Origin of the sequence: Hymenobacter sp. BT730, assembly GCF_030542105.1 — a bacterium.
Taxonomy (GTDB): Bacteria; Bacteroidota; Bacteroidia; order Cytophagales; family Hymenobacteraceae; genus Hymenobacter.
In genome coordinates this window covers 142,696-159,697 of the sequence record NZ_JAUOFB010000007.1, presented here as the reverse complement: position 1 = coordinate 159,697, position 17,002 = coordinate 142,696, and the positions used below count along the sequence as shown (strand labels likewise).

Genomic DNA, 17,002 nt, shown 5'->3' with positions numbered 1-17,002 from the left:
CGCCGGGGTAGTCACGCCGGGGCCGGAGTAGACGCCGCCAGCAGGTGCCCCCCCACTTAAAGCAAAGGCAGCCGCATTTACGCATACCGAATTAAAGGCGGCTAGCGTGGTAGTCTTCACCGTAATGCTCTGAGAAGCCGAGCATCCGTTAGATGTATAAGTAATGGTATGGGTGCCTACACCAGCTACGGCTGGGTTAAACTGGTAGGTTGTGCCACTAACCAGCGTTACGCCCGGGCCGGAGTAGACGCCGCCCGTAGGGGCTCCACCGCTCAGGTTAAAGGCAGCCGCATCCACACAAACCGCAGGGAAGGCCGTGAGGGTTGGCAGGGGTTTCACCTCAATAGTTTGAGTAGCCGAGCAGCCATTGACGGTGTAGGTAATGGTTTTGCTCCCGGTCCCAGCGGTGGCGGGATTAAACTGGTAAGTCGTGCCACTAACCAGCGTTACGCCCGGGCCGGAGTAGACGCCGCCCGTAGGAAGGCCTCCGCTTAGGTTGAAGGCAGCCGCATCGACGCAAACGGCCGTAAAAGCAGCCAGCGTGGGCAGGGCAGTTATGCTGATAGTTTGCTTAACGGATCCGCAGCTGGTAGTATAGGTAATTTGATAATCACCCGGCGCCAGCGTTTTATCAGCATTGAATACATAGGTTCCGGCTGTGGGCTGCGTTACTGCTCCAGCCGTGGGGCTGTCGTAACTGCCTCCCACTGGTGCGCCACCAGAAAGGGTACGGGAAGTGCCTTCACAGATAGGAGCGAGGGCTGCTAACGTGGGGACAGCAATAACTGTGATATTTCTGGAAGCTGAGCATCCATCAGCCGTGTAGGTTATGGTCTTGGTTCCAGCTCCCGCTGCGGACGGGTCAAACTGATAGTCAGCAGTACCATTCTGGGCCGGAGAGGTCACACCCACGCCAGAGTATACCCCCCCCTCCGGGGCTCCACCCGTTAGAACAAATGCCTCGGCATTAGCACACACGCTACTAAAAGCAGATAGAGTAGTGGCTTTTACTGTGAGGGTTTGCGAAGCGGAACAGCCGTTAGCCGTGTAGGTAATAGTACGAGTACCAACCCCATTCCAATGAGGAATGAAATAGTAATTGCCATTCACCAATGCTACACCCGGCCCGGAGTAAACACCGCCGGCCGGAGAACCAGTAGTTAATGGAATGGAGGTTCCATCCATACAGACTGGAGCAAAAGGTGGTAGCGTTGTAGGAGCAGTAACTGTAAGTGGCTGAGTAGCTGTATAAGCGGAAAGCGGGCAACTGTTATTCCCCTGTGATTTAGGGGCATTTGGTGCTGTATAGGTAATTGTATGCGTACCTACACCTGCAAGAGAAGGGTCAAACTGATAGTTCGCCGTCCCATTCTGAGCCGGTGTAGTAACGCCCGGGCCCGAGTAGTTACCTCCTATTGGCAAGCCCCCAGTTAGCGTGAAGGGGGCAAAAGTGGAGCAAATAGTAGGTTGTGCTTGTAGCGTTGTACTTGGGCAAGACGATATCATGATATCGTCTATCATCATAAAATCCTTTGCCTGTGCGCCGGTAGTGACACTAGGGCTCTGCATTTTGAAAGCAATATAGTATTGCGTGGTAGCAGTAACAGAGAAAGTGCCTGAGAAAGAGGTGTATAGATCTTGCGTAACGTTAGTGGGTACGAAAGTGCTGGTAGTGCCTGCAGGCGCATAAATAACCCGACTCGCACTATTAGTAGCATTATCGTTAGTAGGGGTTAGGCTACTTGGAATGCCCATAATGCGCAGGGAGCCGGGCTTGGGAGTACTTCCACTGGTGGAAGATACTTTGGCAAATACTTCTACTGTATAATTATAGCCGGGCTCAAAAGTGAGCAACTCTGTAATAATAGAGCCATCATAGGTCTGAGTAGAAGTGCCCTCATTGGTTATACGGCCAGCAAAACAGCCATTCCTAGGACGGATGTTAAACCCATTAGCTGTATTCCGTGACACCCGCCCAATAGTTGTCCCTACTGCTTTTTCATATGTAAAGGTAGGGTCGAAGGTAGTATTCTCAATTGGGTTTGTGTCTGGGCAGTCACCGCCCTCAAAACCAGACTGATAAAATACCTGTCCGATACTTAGACTGACATTAGTCAGTAGAAGCAGACAAAGCAGCAAAGCGCCTCGCCACAAGGTTTGGCTCCCTTTTCTAAGGGCCTTCGGTAATGCACTCAGTAGTTTCCCCTTTCTCCTAAGGCTAGGGAAAGTGGTTGCAATAGGTAGAGCGTGTTGCATGATCGTATTGGTAAGAAATAACTATGTATTTTACTTTTTTGAAGAATCTCGCTAAAAACGTAACCTTTTCTAATTAATAATATTAGAAGAATAAATTTAATTATCATTCATACATGTTCATATTTTTTTCAATCATATTGTTATTAATCAATCCAGCCATGATTAAGTGAGGATTGTTGAATTTTTTACTTGATGATAAACTTTGATTTGTTATATATTTATAATTAAAATACCATTATATTATTATCACTTATATATGGTTATAAGCATTTGTGAAAAGTATAGTCATATACATATACAACTGAATTTTGCGGCTGAACATTATGTTCAGTTACTTCAGGTATTTTGGCAGTATTATCTGCCCATGAGCCCGCATATCTTATCGTTTAGCAAGCATGTCGCCAAATGAGAAGCAGACTCAGGTAGTCTTCAGAGAAGTAGTCAGGTAAAGACATTTAACTGAAGCCAAACAAAAAAGCAGCATGACCCGGTATGAATGAATCATACCGGGTCATGCTGCTCATAAGAAAAGTATTCGCCTGCTCTGCCGCTTAGAGAGTTTGGAGCAGTTTCACTTATTCCTGCACCACACGCATATGCTGGGGTGGTGCGTTACCTATTTGTATGCTCAGGTTGTAAATACCGGTAGCGGTAAGCTTGGGCAGTACTTCTAAGGTATGGGTGCCTGCCGCCAGCTGGTGAGTAGCATGGTATACTAGTTGCCCCGTAAGCGTGTACAGTTTCACCATGATAGGTTGTTGCTGGGCCAGCGAAGCCAACTCTACTGTGAAGGAGTGGCGGAATGGATTTGGATAAGCCATGATGCTCTGCGTTCCGTTGTTGCTTACTGTTACAGAGCGTACCGGACTATAAGTAGCGGTGCCATCCGTGTCTTCCTGACGCAGACGGTAGAAGTAGATGCCAGTAGAGCGAGGCGTAGCATCGGTATAGGCGTAAGATAGTGCCGTAGAGTTGTTGCCGGCTACTGAGGGAACGAAGGCCAGTTCCTGAAAGTCAGAGCCTTTTGCGGCTACTTCCACACCAAAGCCACGATTGTCCTTTTCCGAAGCCGTGCTCCAGGTGAGCTGTACTGCCTGATTACTGCTCTTAGCATTGAAGGCTATCAGCGTTATAGGCAGCGGATTGGCCAGGTCGCCCAGCGTGATACGTCCCAACGCCGTCAGGTTGGTAAAAGACAACAGATTACTGCCGGTATTTACCGTACTGGGAAGGGGCGTCCAGGGAATGCCACCATTGGCTGAGCGGAAGGCACGGAGGTTGTTTTCCGGCAGGCCATTTAACTCGGCCTGCCGGTAGTTTACCGTACCCGATAATATAAACGGAGCGGTTGACGGAGGTACTGCAACTACATCAAAGTAGCGTTGGATACTTTGGCTGGTTCCCTCGCCGGTTTGTATGGCGCCAACACTGCCAGATACTCTGTTAACGACCACTGTGCCGGGGGAAGTGCCGGATGTTAGGGCCAATGACAAGCCAATGCCTCCAAAGTTTTGCGGGCCTGAAGAAGGAATAACCCGCTCAGCACGGACGCGGGCAAATACATAGCTGGCCTCTGTTTCAATCAGAGTACCGGTGGTGCCTAAGTCAATTCTAAAATCAGCGGAGCCATTTAGCTCTCCTGTATTCAGCACCCCACTCTGCATAGTAAGAGTGCCGGTTACGGCAATATTACCGTTCAAAGACGTTGAGCCCGTAGTGGCCACTGTCAGGTTATCGAAAGTAGCCACCCCCACAATCTGGCTGTTGCCACGTAATGTAACGGTACCGCCACTATGCACAAATCGCCCTGATCCAGAGATAATTAAGTCGCCGTGTAAATCAATATTCCCTGAGGTTGGCAGCCATGTGCCTGCCACTACCAGGCTGCGTACTGCTACCGTGGTGCCCGGGCTAATCACGGGGTAATTGTTTGATGCAGAAGCCGGGATAAAGGCACCAATAGTAGTGCTGGGTACACAGTTAGACCAGTTCCGGGCATCTGACCAGTCATTTGACACAGCACCGGTCCAGTCTGAAGTACCCGTAACGTTCAGATCAATAGTAGTAGAACCGCAGTTGGTGGTGTAAGTAATAGTGAAAGGACCGGTACCCGTTAACCCACCGGGGTTGAATACACCGGCAGAACTAACACCAGGCCCTGAAAAAGTACCGCCAATAGGAGAAGCATAAGGCGCTAAATCAAGCGTAGTGCCCGCACATACTGCTTTGAAAGTTTGCGAGAAGGTAGGTTTTGGAATAATAGTAATGCTTTGTGAAGCAGTGCCACAACCGGTAGAGTAAGTAACGGTATAGTCTCCCGGGGCTAACGTGCCGGAGGCATTAAACACAAAATTGCCGGCAGAAGGATTCGTAACACCCAGGCCTGTATAAGTGCCACCTGTTGGTGCGCCGCCGGAAAGCGTCAGAGAGGATCCTTCGCAAATAGGGCTAAAGGCTGCGAGGGTGGGTAGAGGAATAACGGTGATAGTTTGCGGGGTACTGCTTCCGCAAACGGTGGTATAAACTACAGTATGTGTACCAACGTTGGCAGCTGTGGGGGTGAAAGTGGTAGCTGCAGCACCATCTACAGTGTAAGTGCCACCGGCCGGTGTGCCACCCGCCAATGTATAAGGAGAGGCATTTGCACAGAATTGCGTTTGGGTTAGCGCCAGCGTCGGAACGCCAGAACAGGTAGCAACCGTTAGGTCATCAATTTCCATGAAGTTATTGCCATTGCCTGTCCCATTGCCATTATTAAACAAGCGTAATGCTACATACCGGTTGGTTAAATTGGTAGTACCAGTAGTGAAGGTGAATGTAAACTGCTGATAGTCATTCCCGGCTACTACAGTAGCTGTATTAGGGGTGGCCACTATAGCCGAGGCATTGGTAGTAGCTGCAACCGTTTTGTCAGAGGTATTATATGCTGTTAGAAAGCCATTGGAATTAGCCGAGTTTCCGGCGACAGCCACCTTTGCCCATACGGTGACAACGTAAGTAGTATTGGCAGTAAGGTTTCCTAGACTGATGAAGAGATATCCATTATAAGTTTGTCCGTTAGCTTGTATTAGGGCTAAACCACTTCCTGTATGGGGAGATGCATTGGTAACCCCAACAGGCGGTTGATTAATCTGGCCAAACCGGCTGGCAGTCCCTGTGATATAAGTAAGAGCTGAGTTACCAGTGGAAGTCTCAAAACCATAGCTGAACACTGGAGTTTGGCCCAGGCTTTGGGTATAGTTGCTGAAAATTAGTAGTAATAGCAGGGCAATACCCTTTCCGTAACGAAAGAAGGAGAAATGCCTGGAAGGGTTCAACGAATAGGAAGAAGCAAATCCTGTGGTTTTGCTTCCTGTACTCTTTGCAAGAGTAAGTTCTGTAAGCGTTGACATAAGATATGCGCTTTAAAAGTCCTACCCACTATTACAATCTGTTGTCACTACTACAAAGCCCAGCAGTCAGGCACTTTGACATACAGAAATAATTATTTCCATTTTTATTTACACTTGTTTTAGAAATAGGTTGCGATAATTATGAAAATTTATATTATAAATATGATTGTTATGTGTTTGTGATTCTGTAGCCAAGAATCATTGTTTGTAACCATCTATTCTATATGCTGCTGGTGTAGCGCTCTAGGCAACCGTTTAACTAATACCCTTTTACTGTACAGATAAAGCTTTCTAAAAACAGAATGCCTGCTCTTCCTCAATAGGAGAGAGCAGGCATTCTGTGCCTCTGCGCAGGAAAGTAGAGGATACTCCCTATGGCCGTTTCCCTTGCCGCCAGAGCTTGTTAAACGACTTCTCTGCCACCAGCAGCGGCTCGCGTCTTTTGCTCCAGCCCACTTGGCTCAGCAGGCGCATTAGTACCCAATTCTTAGCCCGCATGGGCAGCAGGTTGAACAGCGTCCGGCTCAGCATAGCCCGCATCCAAAGCTTAATGGCGCGGGTTTCTTCTTTTTCGGAAAGTCCCTCCTCCACACTCTGCTGGCGGTTTTTCAGGAGCAGGTTGTGAATATTAATCTTCACCGGGCATACTGAAGTGCAGGCCCCGCACAGCGACGAAGCAAAGCTCAGGTGCTTATTCTCGGCCATGCCCGACAGGTGAGGCGAGATAACCGAGCCAATAGGCCCGGAATACGTGTTTTCGTAGGTATGGCCGCCAATGTTCTTGTACACGGGGCACACGTTCAGGCAAGCGCCACAGCGGATACAATTCAGGGCTTCGCGCTTGTCGGGCTGGGCTAGTAAGGTGGTGCGGCCGTTATCCAGCAGCACCACGTACATTTCCTCCGGCCCATCTTTTTCCAGCGGCTGACGCGGGCCGGTATACACCGTATTATAAACGGTTACCTGTTGCCCGGTTCCGCTGGTGCTCAGCAGCGGCCAGAACAAGTCCAGGTCCTCCAGCCTGGGAATTACCTTTTCTATCCCCACTATGGCAATGTGCGTGCGTGGAAAAGTAGCGGAGAGGCGGGCGTTTCCCTCATTCTCCGTCACGGCCACGCCGCCCACATCGGCCACCAGAAAGTTGCCGCCCGTAATGCCCACTTCCGCCGAAGTGTACTTATTGCGCAGCAGGCGCCGGGCCGTGAGTACCAGTTCCTGCGCATCATCCGTAGGCGCAATGCCGAGGTGCTTTACAAAGATGTTGGCAATGTCCTGCTTACTCAGGTGCATGGCCGGCGTTACAATATGGTAAGGCCGTTCGCCATTCAGCTGCACAATGTACTCCCCCAGGTCCGTTTCTACGGATTCAATGCCGTGCTTTTCCAGGAAAGGATTCAGGTGAATTTCCTCCGTAGTCATGCTCTTGGCCTTTACCACCGTGCGGGCGTGCCGGCGCGCCATGATTTTGCCGATTTCATGCAGGGCCTCTTCCGCATTCTGCGCCCAAATCACGCGTCCGCCGCGCTCGGTGAAGTTCCGCTCAAACTCCAGCAGGTACTGATCCAGGTTGTTGATGACCTTGGATTTCAGGTACGAAGCCCGTTCCCGGGCCAGCTCGTGGTCCTGATAGAAGCCCAGCCCGGTCTGTACAGCGGCATTGTACTTGCCAATGTTGAACCGGATTTTGCGCCGGTGCTCCAGATCGAAGGCTTTGGCATCAGAATCAGCCAGAAACTGGGAGGCTTTCGACGATTTGGTGGCAGTAGGGTTCATGGCAGAGCGGCAATTAGGTAAGCGGATACTAACAAAGATAAAAACCCGCCGGACCCAAACGGGTTCGGCGGGTTTTTATGATGGAGAATTATCGTTTCCCGCGCATTAAGCGAGAAACGATAATGGGATTACGGCTTGTTGGAGTCCACTACCGGACGGTTGTCGCGGTTAGCCAGCTCCCAGGCGGTGAAGAACACCAGGCGGGCGCGCTTCTCCATTTTGGGGAATTCGATTTTGCTTACTTCATCCCCCGCGCCGTGGTAGTCATCGTGCACGCCATTGAAGAAGAAGGCCACCGGAACGCCGTTTTTAGCAAAGTTATAGTGGTCAGAGCGGTAGTAGAAGCGGTTCGGGTCTTGTGGGTCATTGAAGCGGAAGTCCAGGTCCATCTTCGTGTACTGGTCGTTGGCGGCCAGCAGGATGCTGTGCAGCTCCGAGGAAAGCTTGTCTGAGCCAATAACATACACGTAGTCGCCTTTGCTTTCGTGGTCCTTGTCGGTGCGGCCTACCATGTCAATGTTCAGGTCCGTCACGGTCTGGGCCAGCGGGAAAATGGGGTGGTTGGCATAGTATTCCGAGCCTAACAGACCTTTTTCCTCGCCTGTTACCGTCAGGAACAGCACACTACGGCGTGGGCCGTGGCCTTCTGCCTTGGCCTTGGTGAAGGCTTCGGCCAGCTCCAGCACCGAAACCGTGCCTGAGCCATCATCATCGGCTCCGTTATACACCTCGCCATTAATAATGCCTACATGGTCGTAGTGCGCGGATACCACCAGCACTTCGTCCTTCTTATCAGTGCCTTCCAGGTAGCCCATTACGTTTTCCGTAGTGAACTGCTCCTGCGTTTTGGGGGCCGTCACCGTGAATTTAGCCGGCTTGAAGCTGGCTTTCACCGGCTTGCCTGCCTTGCTCAGGGCAGCATCATACTTGGCAATGCCGGCGGCATTAGTACCCAGCAGCTTGTAGCCCACAGCCGGCGACACGAAGAACGTGGTGGCGCGGGCATCCTTGGCATCGGCGAAGGAGATGGTGGGCTTCTGCAGGTACGGCGTCATGCGGGCAGCCGTCTTCGTGAAGTTGTCGTTGGGGTTAAAGCTCACGAAAAACACGCTGCGGGCGCCTTTCTGCGTAGCCAACGCTGATTTGGAGCGGTACTCCTTGCCCCATTTGCTGGGCTGTCCGTCTTTGCCCAGCAGCGGCTTGCCGTCTTTCATCGGCTCGCCCATAAGCACAATTACGTCCTTGCCTTTCACATCCAGACCGGTGTAGTCGGAGTAGTCACCCTGCTCAATGCCGTAGCCCACAAACACGGGCTGCACGGTGGTAGCTTCCTGGAAAGGTGAGCTGCCGGAAGCGTAGAAATCAGTCAGCCACTTAAAGCTTTGGCCACCAACTTTCAGCGTAGGCGCCTTGGCAGCGTCCCAGCTGGAGCGCACCATAGTGAAATGCTGGATGTAGGGGTTGTCCGAATTGGGTACCGGGCCGGTAAGGCCCAGCTCCTGGAACCGCTTGGCAATATATTCGGCGGCCATTTTCTGGCCTTTCTCGCCGGTTTCGCGGCCTTCGTACTCATCGGAAGCCAACACGGTGAGGTGGCGGCGCAGGTCTTCCTGCGTGATGCTTTCGGCGTAGGTCTGCTTCCAGTCGGCCGTAGCAACTGGTGCGGCAGCCGGTGCCGCGGTTTCCATTACAGGCGCGGCGGTTTTTTCGGTTTTGGGCTTGTGCTTAACCTTAATCTTGTGCTTGGCCGGGGCTTGTTGGGCCACCGCTGCGGTGCTGCATAGGGTAGCCAGCAGCAAGGCATACAGAGAATGATGCTTCATACAAAAGTGAATGCGGGGAGAAGTGAAGAATGGGACCAAAGACACAAGCCTGGGAGAAAGCTTGCACGCGGCCGGGAAAAATTCTGGAGTCGGTTTCTAAGACTTGGTAATCAATACAGAGGCATAGGCGGCTACGCCTTCCTGCCGGCCCACAAAGCCCAGCTTCTCGGTGGTGGTAGCCTTGATGGAAATGTCTTCGGCCGGAATGCCCATTACCTCCGCCAGCACGCGCTGCATTTCTGCAATGTGTGGGTTCACCTTGGGCTGCTCCAGGCACACCGTAGAGTCGATGTTGCTGACCTGGTAGTTGTTTTCGCGCAACAGGCGCATGACCTCGGCCAGCAGGCGCTTGCTGTCAATGCCTTTGTATTGCGGGTCGGTATCGGGGAAATGGTAGCCAATGTCGCGCAGGTTGGCAGCGCCCAGCAGCGCATCGCAGATAACGTGGATGAGCACATCCGCATCGGAGTGGCCCAGTGCCCCGTGAGTATGCGGAATCTGGATGCCGCCGAGCCAGAAGGGGAGGCCCTCGCGGAGTTGATGAACGTCGTACCCGAAGCCGGTGCGAATTTTCATAAAAACAGGGAAGAAGAAAATATGGGAAGCCAAGGTACAACGGCCGACGCGTTTTTGCGGTCTGGCAGCCCAAGGAATGGTCCTGGAGGAAAAACTACCCAAAAAATGGCGGGGCGCTAAAGTAAATGGCGGGGTGGTGCGTCAGAAATAAAACAGGCGACATACGGCGGTTAAAGACATAGAAAAAAATTAATGGAAACTATGAAGCCATACAAAGTTTCCATTGTACCTTTGCTCCCGAAATGGAAATCAAAGACCGGATTTTAGTAGGAGCAGTGGAGATGTTTATGCGGAATGGCATCCGCAGTGTATCGATGGACGACATAGCTAGTCGTCTGGGCATGTCCAAGAAGACGCTCTACAAGTGGTTTGAAAACAAAGACCAGATTGTGCTGGCCGTGATGCAGCAACACCTTCAAAAAGAAGAGGTAGACTGCGAAATGGCGTTTGCGAAAGGTGCTAACGCGCTGGAAGCCATGTTCAATATGATTGATTGGCACCGGGATATGCTGGCCAACATCCACCCCGGTATTTTTCACGACTTACAGAAGTATTATCCCCAGGCCTGGCAACTGTTTGATCAGCACAAAAACACCTTTATCCTGGCCAAAATAGCGGCCAATATCCACCGCGGGATGGATGAGGGACTGTACCGTCCGGACCTGGATGTAGAGGTGCTGTCCCGCCTGCACCTGGCCGAAATCGAGCTGATGTTTAACAACGTGGTGTTTCCGCCCAAGCAATTTGGCCTGCAGCGCGTGAACTCAGCCATGATTGAGCACTTTCTCATTGGCCTTTCCACGCTGAAAGGCCACCAATTCATTAATGAATACCGTCAGGCGACGGAAGCATAGGCTTCCCTTACTCTATCATATGAAAAACACGCTTCGCTTTTTGTTGCTGCTTGCGGTGCTGGGTTTTCTGGGGCTGCACCAGCTGCTGGCCCAGACGCCCTCCACAGGGCAAGCAGTTGCCTCCGCTTCCCCCATGCCCCTGACGCTGCAGCAGGCCATCGACTACGCCCTGCAGAACAAGTCTACGCTGCAGTCTACCCGCCTGAATGAGCAGGTAGCCAAGGCCCGCGTGGGCGAAATCCGCTCGGCAGGCCTGCCCCAGATCAATGGCGCAGCCGGAGTTACAGACAACTTTAAGCTGCAGAAGTCCTTGGTTGACTTCTCCCGCTTTGGTGGCGCCCCCCTTTCGGGTACTACGCTTACCCAGGAAGATATTGTAAAGGCCCAAAGCGGCCCGGTGGTGCTGCAGCCCAAGTACGGGGAGGCACCCCAAACCGGCCCTACGCCACTGGCTTTTGGCCTGCAGTATGCTGGTAATGCCGCCATTTCCGCTTCGCAGCTGCTGTTTGATGGCTCGTATCTGTTGGGCCTGAAGGCGGCCAGCGTGTACGAGAAACTCTCCGTGAAACAGACCAAGCAAAGCGAAATTGACGTAGTAGAGCAGGTCAGCAAGGCCTACTACAGCACGCTGGTAGCCCGGGAGCGGCTGAAGCTTCTGGCCCGCAACGTGAATCGTCTGGACACCTTATTATACCAGACCACCCAAACCTATAAAGAAGGGTTTGTGGAGAAGCTGGACGTGCAGCGCCTGCAGGTGCAGTCCAACAACCTGAAAATTGAGCAGCAGAAAGCACAGCGGTTGGTGGACCTAAGCGTGGACCTGCTGCGCTTTCAGATGGGCCTGGACCAGCGCCAGCCCATTGTGCTGGCTGATTCTCTGGGCGCCGCCATTACGGAAGCCCAAACCAGCGTACAAACGGGTAGTGAGTTTAACTATAGCAACCGCATTGAGTATTCCGTCCTGGAAACCCAGCGCGACTTAGCCGTGCTGGACGTGCGCAACCGCCGCTCGGGCTATTTGCCTAAGCTGAGTCTGAACGCAGCCTATGGCGTCACTGGCTCCGATCCGACCTTTGGTGGCCTTATGGAGTTCCGTGGCCCCGACTCCCGCAACGACGCTGGCTATATCAACCAGAACTGGTTTGGCTTCGGCAATGTGGGGCTGCAGCTGCAGGTGCCCGTGTTCGATGGCTTCCGCAAGAAATACTCTATCCAGCAGGCCAAGCTGGCCCTGGAGCAGGTAAACAAAGGCTTCACCACACTGCAGCAGGGCATTGACCTGCAGCGCCAGCAGGGCGAAACCACCCTGCAGAACTCTCTGGACGTGCTGAATAACCAGAAAGCCAACCTGGATCTGGCCACCGAAGTGGCCCGCGTTTCCAAAATCAAATTCCAGGAGGGCGTAGGCTCTAACCTGGAAGTGATTACCGCTGAAACCGACCTCCGCCAGGCTCAGACCAATTACTACGCGGCCCTCTACGATGTACTGGTGGCTAAAGTAGACTACGCCAAAGCCAACGGTAGCCTCTATCAGGCCCAGAAATAAGCAGCCGCTGGCACCCACTATAAACTCCCGTCCTCTGATGAAAGCGAACCGCTTTTCCCTCATGAACTTTACCAATACTACTTCGGCGGCCGTCCTGGCCCTCGCCCTGCTGGCTTCTTCCTGCGGCGGCAAAAAAGACCCCGCGGCTGAGCTGGCCGAACTGAAAAAAGAGCAAGCCGCCAACGCCGCCAAAATTGCTGATCTGGAAGCCAAAACCGGTAAGCCCGCCGTGGCTACCATTCAGGCTACGCCCGTATCGGTTATCAACGTAAAACCTGAAAGCTTCAAAAGCTACCTGGAAGTACAGGGTCGGGTAGATTTTGATGAAAATGCCAACGTGTCGCCCCGCGTACCGGCCATGATTACCAACATCCGCGTGCAGCGCGGCGACCGGGTAAGCAAAGGTCAGGTACTGGCCACCCAGGATGCCGCTGTACTGGAATCCGGCATTGCCGAGCTGCGTACCCGCCTGGACCTGGCCCGCACGGTATATCAGAAGCAGGAGCGTCTCTGGAAACAGCAGATTGGCACCGAAATTCAGTACCTGCAAGCCAAGAATAACTATGATGCCCTGCAGCGCAGCCTGGCTACCCAGCAGCGCCAGCGCGCTATGTACAACGTAGTGGCCCCCTTCAGCGGTACCGTAGATGAGGTGCCCGCCAAAGTAGGTGAGATGGGCAACCCCGGCGTGCCGGTGGTGCGCCTGGTAAGCAGCAGCGGCGGCAAGATTGTAGCTGATGTCTCAGAAGCTTATGCCAGCCGCATCAAGGCCGGTGACCAGGCCCTGGTCACCATTCCGGACCTCGGCAACGAAGAAATTACCTCCACCGTGCGCACGGTGAGCCGCACCATTAACCCCACCAGCCGCACGTTTGCGGTAGAGCTGCGGGCTGTGGGCAGCAAAGCCGCTCAGCTACGCCCCAACATGGTAGCCACGGTGCGCATCCAGAACTACGCGCAAAGTAACGCCACCGTGCTGCCCGTTGATCTGGTGCAGAAGGACGAACAAAACAGCTACGTGCTGGTAGTGGAGCAGAAAGGCAATCAGAAAGTGGCGGCCAAGCGCATTATCCAGACCGGGAACACCTACAACGGGAAAGTAGAAATCACCAGCGGCCTGAAAGCCAATGATCAGGTGATTTCGGCCGGGTATCAGAATCTGAACGAAGGACAGACGGTTAGTCTATAAAGAAATATCACTCCTGGCCCCAGTTGAGCCGGTGAGTATCGTCCACCCCGCAAAGACCATATTATGCAGGACGTTGAAAAAGAGTTTGGACCCACCAGTTGGTCCATCAATAACAAAACCAGTATTTACATCATCACGGTGATACTCTGTATCGCGGGTATCTTCGCCTACATCAAGCTGGGCAAGGAGAAATTCCCCGATATCGTAATTCCTCGCATCATCGTGGCCACGGTGTATCCCGGTACCTCGCCCACGGACATCGAGAACCTGGTCACGCGCCAGCTTGAGAAGGAAATCAAGAGCGTGAACGGGGTGAAGAAGATCAGCTCTACTTCTAACCAGGACTATTGCATCGTGGACGTGGAGTTCGACTCGGGCGTGGACGTGCAGTATGCCAAGCAGCTTATCAAGGACGCCGTGGACAAGGCCAGCAGTGACCTGCCCAACGACCTGCCCACGCCACCCACCGTGCAGGAGATTAACCTCTCCGAGCTGCCTATCATGAACATCAACCTGGCCGGCAACCTGCCCGTGAGCCAGCTGAAAAAGTACGCCGACGACTTCCAGGATAAGATTGAGGCCCTGCCCGAAATTACCCGTGTAGACATCATTGGTGCCCTGGAGCAGCAGGTAAACGTGGACGTGGACCTGAACAAGCTGCGCGCCTCGCGCCTGGGCTTCTCGGATATCCAGCGCGCCATTGCCAGCGAGAACATCACCATTTCCGGGGGCTCTATTGATGTAGGCAACCAGAAGCGCGCCGTGCGCGTGGCCGGTCAGTACACCAAGGCTTCCGATATTGCTGATATTCAGGTGAAAAACCTGAACGGCGCCGCCGTGCGTCTCGGCGACATTGCCACCGTGGAAGATGCTTTCAAGGACCGCGAAAGCTACGCCCGCCTCGACGGCAAGCCCAGCATCAGCCTGAACGTAGTAAAGCGCCAGGGCGAAAACCTGATTGATGCCTCCGACAAGATCAAGCAGATCATTGAAGAGTCGAAAGCCAGCCTCCCCAAGGAACTGACCATCACCGTAACCGGTGACACTTCCAACGACACCCGCGTTACCCTCCACGACCTGATCAACACCATCATCATTGGCTTCCTGCTGGTAACGCTGATTCTGATGTTCTTCATGGGTACCACCAACGCCTTGTTCGTGGGCCTCTCGGTGCCGATTTCTATGTTCCTGGCGTTCCTGCTCATCCCCATCTTCGGCTTCTCGCTGAACATGATTGTGCTGTTCGCCTTCCTGCTGGCCCTGGGTATTGTAGTGGATGATGCCATTGTGGTCATCGAAAACACTCACCGCCTGCTGCACGAGCACCCGAACCTGGATACGCCCCGTGCGGCCAAGTTTGCGGCCGGTGAGGTATTCGTGCCCGTACTGGCTGGTACCCTGACTACAGTTGCGCCCTTCGTGCCGCTGCTGTTCTGGCCTGGCATTGTGGGCTCGTTCATGTATTACCTGCCCGTTACCCTGATTCTTACGCTGATGTCATCGTTGGTAGTAGCCTTCATCATGAACCCGGTATTTGCCGTGAGTTTTATGGAGCGCGAAAACCACCACGCGGAGGACAATCAGCCAAAGATGAGCCGGAATTTTCTGCTGGCTATGGGTGGACTGGCGCTGGTAGCAGTGCTGGGCTACTCATTTGGCTCATCCTTCGTTGGTAACCTGACGCTGACAATTATCCTTTTCATCTTCCTCAACAAATTTGTATTTGTGAAGATGATTGCCTGGTTCCAGACCCGGGCGCTGCCGCGCTTCCAGAATGGCTATGCCAGTCTGGTGCGGTGGGCCATTGGTCACCCGGTGCCGGCGCAGGATTCTTCATTTTTAAGTAGGTTCATAGCCTTCTGGCAAACCTTCGGGCGCCCAATTGGCATCATGGTGGGCATGGTGTTGCTGTTCTTCCTGTCTATTATGGCAGTCCGCATCCGCCAGCCCAAAGTAGCCTTCTTCCCGAAGGGTGACCCCAAGTTTGTGTATACCTACCTGAAAATGCCGGTAGGCACCCGCGTGGAGATTACCGACTCGGTAACCAAAGTGCTGGAAAACCGCATTTACGGCGTTATTGGTCGCAACAACCCGGACGTGGAATCGGTGATTACCAACGTGGCTATCGGGGCCGGTGACCCGGGCGAAGCTACCGCCTCCGGCGTGTCGCAGTCGCACCTGGGCAAAGTGGGTGTGGCTTTCAAAGAGCTCAGCGAGCGAAAAGGACCCGCCACCAGCACTTACATGGATAAAATCCGGGAAGTGGTAAAAGGCATTCCCGGCGCTGAGGTAGCGGTAGATCAGGAAGCCAGCGGCCCACCTACAGGTAAGGAAATTGCCATTGAAGTAGCCGGCGACGACTACGTGAAGCTGGCTGCGCTGTCAAAGGAAGTGATTCGCTATATCAACGCGAAGAACATTGGCGGTGTGGAGCAGCTGCGCTCCAACCTGGAAGACCGAAACCCGGAAATTGCCGTGAACATCGACCGGACCCGCGCCAACCGAGAAGGCATCAGCACCGCCCAGATTGGCATGGAAGTGCGAACGTCTATCTACGGCACGGAAGCCAGCAAATTCAAGACGCCGGATGATGAGTACCCTATTCAGGTGCGCTATGCCAAGCCATACCGCGAGGACGTGAATGCCATTGTGAATGCGCCGCTCACGTTCCGCGACGCCACTGGCCAGGTGCGCCAGGTGCCCATCAGCGCGGTAGCTGATGTCACCTACGGCACCACCTATGGCGGCATCAAGCGCAAAGACGTGAAGCGCGTGATTACCATTTCCTCTAACGTGCTGAACGGCTTTACCGGCCCGGATGTGGTAGCCAACATTCAGCAAGCGCTGAAGGCCTTCCCCACGCCGCCCGGCTACACAATTAAGATGGGTGGCGCGCAGGAAAATCAGAAAGAAACCTCAGACTTCCTGCCCTTGGCCGGTCTGGGTGCCATTGGTCTTATCTTCCTGATTCTGGTAACACAGTTCAACTCCTTCAGCAAGCCGCTCATTATTCTCACGGAAGTAATCTTCTCCATCATCGGGGTGCTGCTGGGCCTGGCCATTACGGGCATGAATATCAGTATTGTGATGACGGGTGTGGGCATCATTGCCCTGGCCGGTATTGTGGTGAAAAACGGCATTCTGCTGGTAGAATTCACCGACATGCTCCGTACCCAGGGAATGCCCCTGCGCGAGGCCATCATCCTGGCCGGTCGGACGCGTCTGAACCCGGTTATCCTGACGGCCACGGCCGCCATTCTGGGTCTGATTCCGCTGGCTATTGGCCTGAATATTGACTTCTACGAGCTGTTCAACTCCGGCAACCCGCACTTCTTCATCGGTGGTGAATCAGTGGTGTTCTGGGGGCCGCTGGCCTGGACTATCATTTTCGGGTTGTCGTTTGCAACTATCATTACCCTGGTGGTAGTCCCGGTTATGTATCTGCTCAATGAAAAAATCCGCGAAAAGGTAACCGGCCGGCCGGCAGACGGCCCCGGCGCTGTAGAAAGCGCTGATGCCGAAGAAATTGAGGCGGCTACTCCACCGGTATTCGCCAACTACTAACTCTCTAGTTTTCTGAACGTCGTCCCCTT

Annotated in this window: 8 protein-coding genes and 1 pseudogene; 4 read left to right on the top strand and 5 right to left on the bottom strand. The window is 53.3% G+C overall.

The features are described 5' to 3' along the window. The 5 genes and pseudogenes from Q4G72_RS16105 to ispF form a co-directional block, all read right to left on the bottom strand. Positions 1 to 1,185, bottom strand: a pseudogene (locus Q4G72_RS16105) (hypothetical protein); the annotation flags it as partial. A 1,646-nt stretch (positions 1,186 to 2,831) separates the two neighbouring features. After that, positions 2,832 to 5,228 carry a T9SS type A sorting domain-containing protein gene (locus tag Q4G72_RS16100; RefSeq protein WP_303312450.1) on the bottom strand — a complete coding sequence of 799 codons (2,397 nt, stop codon included), beginning with the start codon at positions 5,226 to 5,228 and terminating at the stop codon, positions 2,832 to 2,834. A gap of 792 nt (positions 5,229 to 6,020) precedes the next feature. Continuing rightward, positions 6,021 to 7,421 carry a LutB/LldF family L-lactate oxidation iron-sulfur protein gene (locus tag Q4G72_RS16095; protein ID WP_303312449.1) on the bottom strand — a complete coding sequence of 467 codons (1,401 nt, stop codon included), beginning with the start codon at positions 7,419 to 7,421 and terminating at the stop codon, positions 6,021 to 6,023. A 128-nt stretch (positions 7,422 to 7,549) separates the two neighbouring features. Beyond that, positions 7,550 to 9,244 (bottom strand): M28 family peptidase, encoded by a 1,695-nt coding sequence (locus Q4G72_RS16090; protein WP_303312448.1) that lies wholly within the window; start codon positions 9,242 to 9,244, stop codon positions 7,550 to 7,552. Positions 9,245 to 9,340: 96 nt separating this feature from the next. Continuing rightward, positions 9,341 to 9,820, bottom strand: a complete 480-nt coding sequence (gene ispF / locus Q4G72_RS16085) for a 2-C-methyl-D-erythritol 2,4-cyclodiphosphate synthase (protein ID WP_303312447.1) — start codon at positions 9,818 to 9,820, stop codon at positions 9,341 to 9,343. Between the two features lie 242 nt (positions 9,821 to 10,062). Here ispF and Q4G72_RS16080 point away from each other — a divergent pair, with 242 nt between their 5' ends. The 4 genes from Q4G72_RS16080 (at position 10,063) to Q4G72_RS16065 (ending at position 16,973) form a co-directional block, all read left to right on the top strand. After that, positions 10,063 to 10,674, top strand: coding sequence for a TetR/AcrR family transcriptional regulator (locus Q4G72_RS16080; protein ID WP_303312446.1), 612 nt, complete (start codon positions 10,063 to 10,065; stop codon positions 10,672 to 10,674). A 19-nt stretch (positions 10,675 to 10,693) separates the two neighbouring features. Further along, positions 10,694 to 12,220, top strand: coding sequence for a TolC family protein (locus Q4G72_RS16075; RefSeq protein ID WP_303312445.1), 1,527 nt, complete (start codon positions 10,694 to 10,696; stop codon positions 12,218 to 12,220). A 61-nt stretch (positions 12,221 to 12,281) separates the two neighbouring features. After that, on the top strand, positions 12,282 to 13,409 hold the full coding sequence (locus tag Q4G72_RS16070; RefSeq protein WP_303312444.1) for an efflux RND transporter periplasmic adaptor subunit: 1,128 nt from the start codon (positions 12,282 to 12,284) through the stop codon (positions 13,407 to 13,409). Positions 13,410 to 13,472: 63 nt separating this feature from the next. After that, on the top strand, positions 13,473 to 16,973 hold the full coding sequence (locus tag Q4G72_RS16065; protein ID WP_303312443.1) for an efflux RND transporter permease subunit: 3,501 nt from the start codon (positions 13,473 to 13,475) through the stop codon (positions 16,971 to 16,973). The last annotated feature ends 29 nt before the right edge of the window (positions 16,974 to 17,002 follow it).

Excerpts from the sequence above, each read along its gene's own strand:
- Q4G72_RS16095 (WP_303312449.1), bottom strand. The coding sequence starts at position 7,421 with ATGAACCCTACTGCCACCAAATCGTCGAAAGCCTCCCAGTTTCTGGCT.
- Q4G72_RS16090 (WP_303312448.1), bottom strand. The coding sequence starts at position 9,244 with ATGAAGCATCATTCTCTGTATGCCTTGCTGCTGGCTACCCTATGCAGC.
- ispF (WP_303312447.1), bottom strand. The coding sequence starts at position 9,820 with ATGAAAATTCGCACCGGCTTCGGGTACGACGTTCATCAACTCCGCGAG.
- Q4G72_RS16080 (WP_303312446.1), top strand. The coding sequence starts at position 10,063 with ATGGAAATCAAAGACCGGATTTTAGTAGGAGCAGTGGAGATGTTTATG.
- Q4G72_RS16075 (WP_303312445.1), top strand. The coding sequence starts at position 10,694 with ATGAAAAACACGCTTCGCTTTTTGTTGCTGCTTGCGGTGCTGGGTTTT.
- Q4G72_RS16070 (WP_303312444.1), top strand. The coding sequence starts at position 12,282 with ATGAACTTTACCAATACTACTTCGGCGGCCGTCCTGGCCCTCGCCCTG.
- Q4G72_RS16065 (WP_303312443.1), top strand. The coding sequence starts at position 13,473 with ATGCAGGACGTTGAAAAAGAGTTTGGACCCACCAGTTGGTCCATCAAT.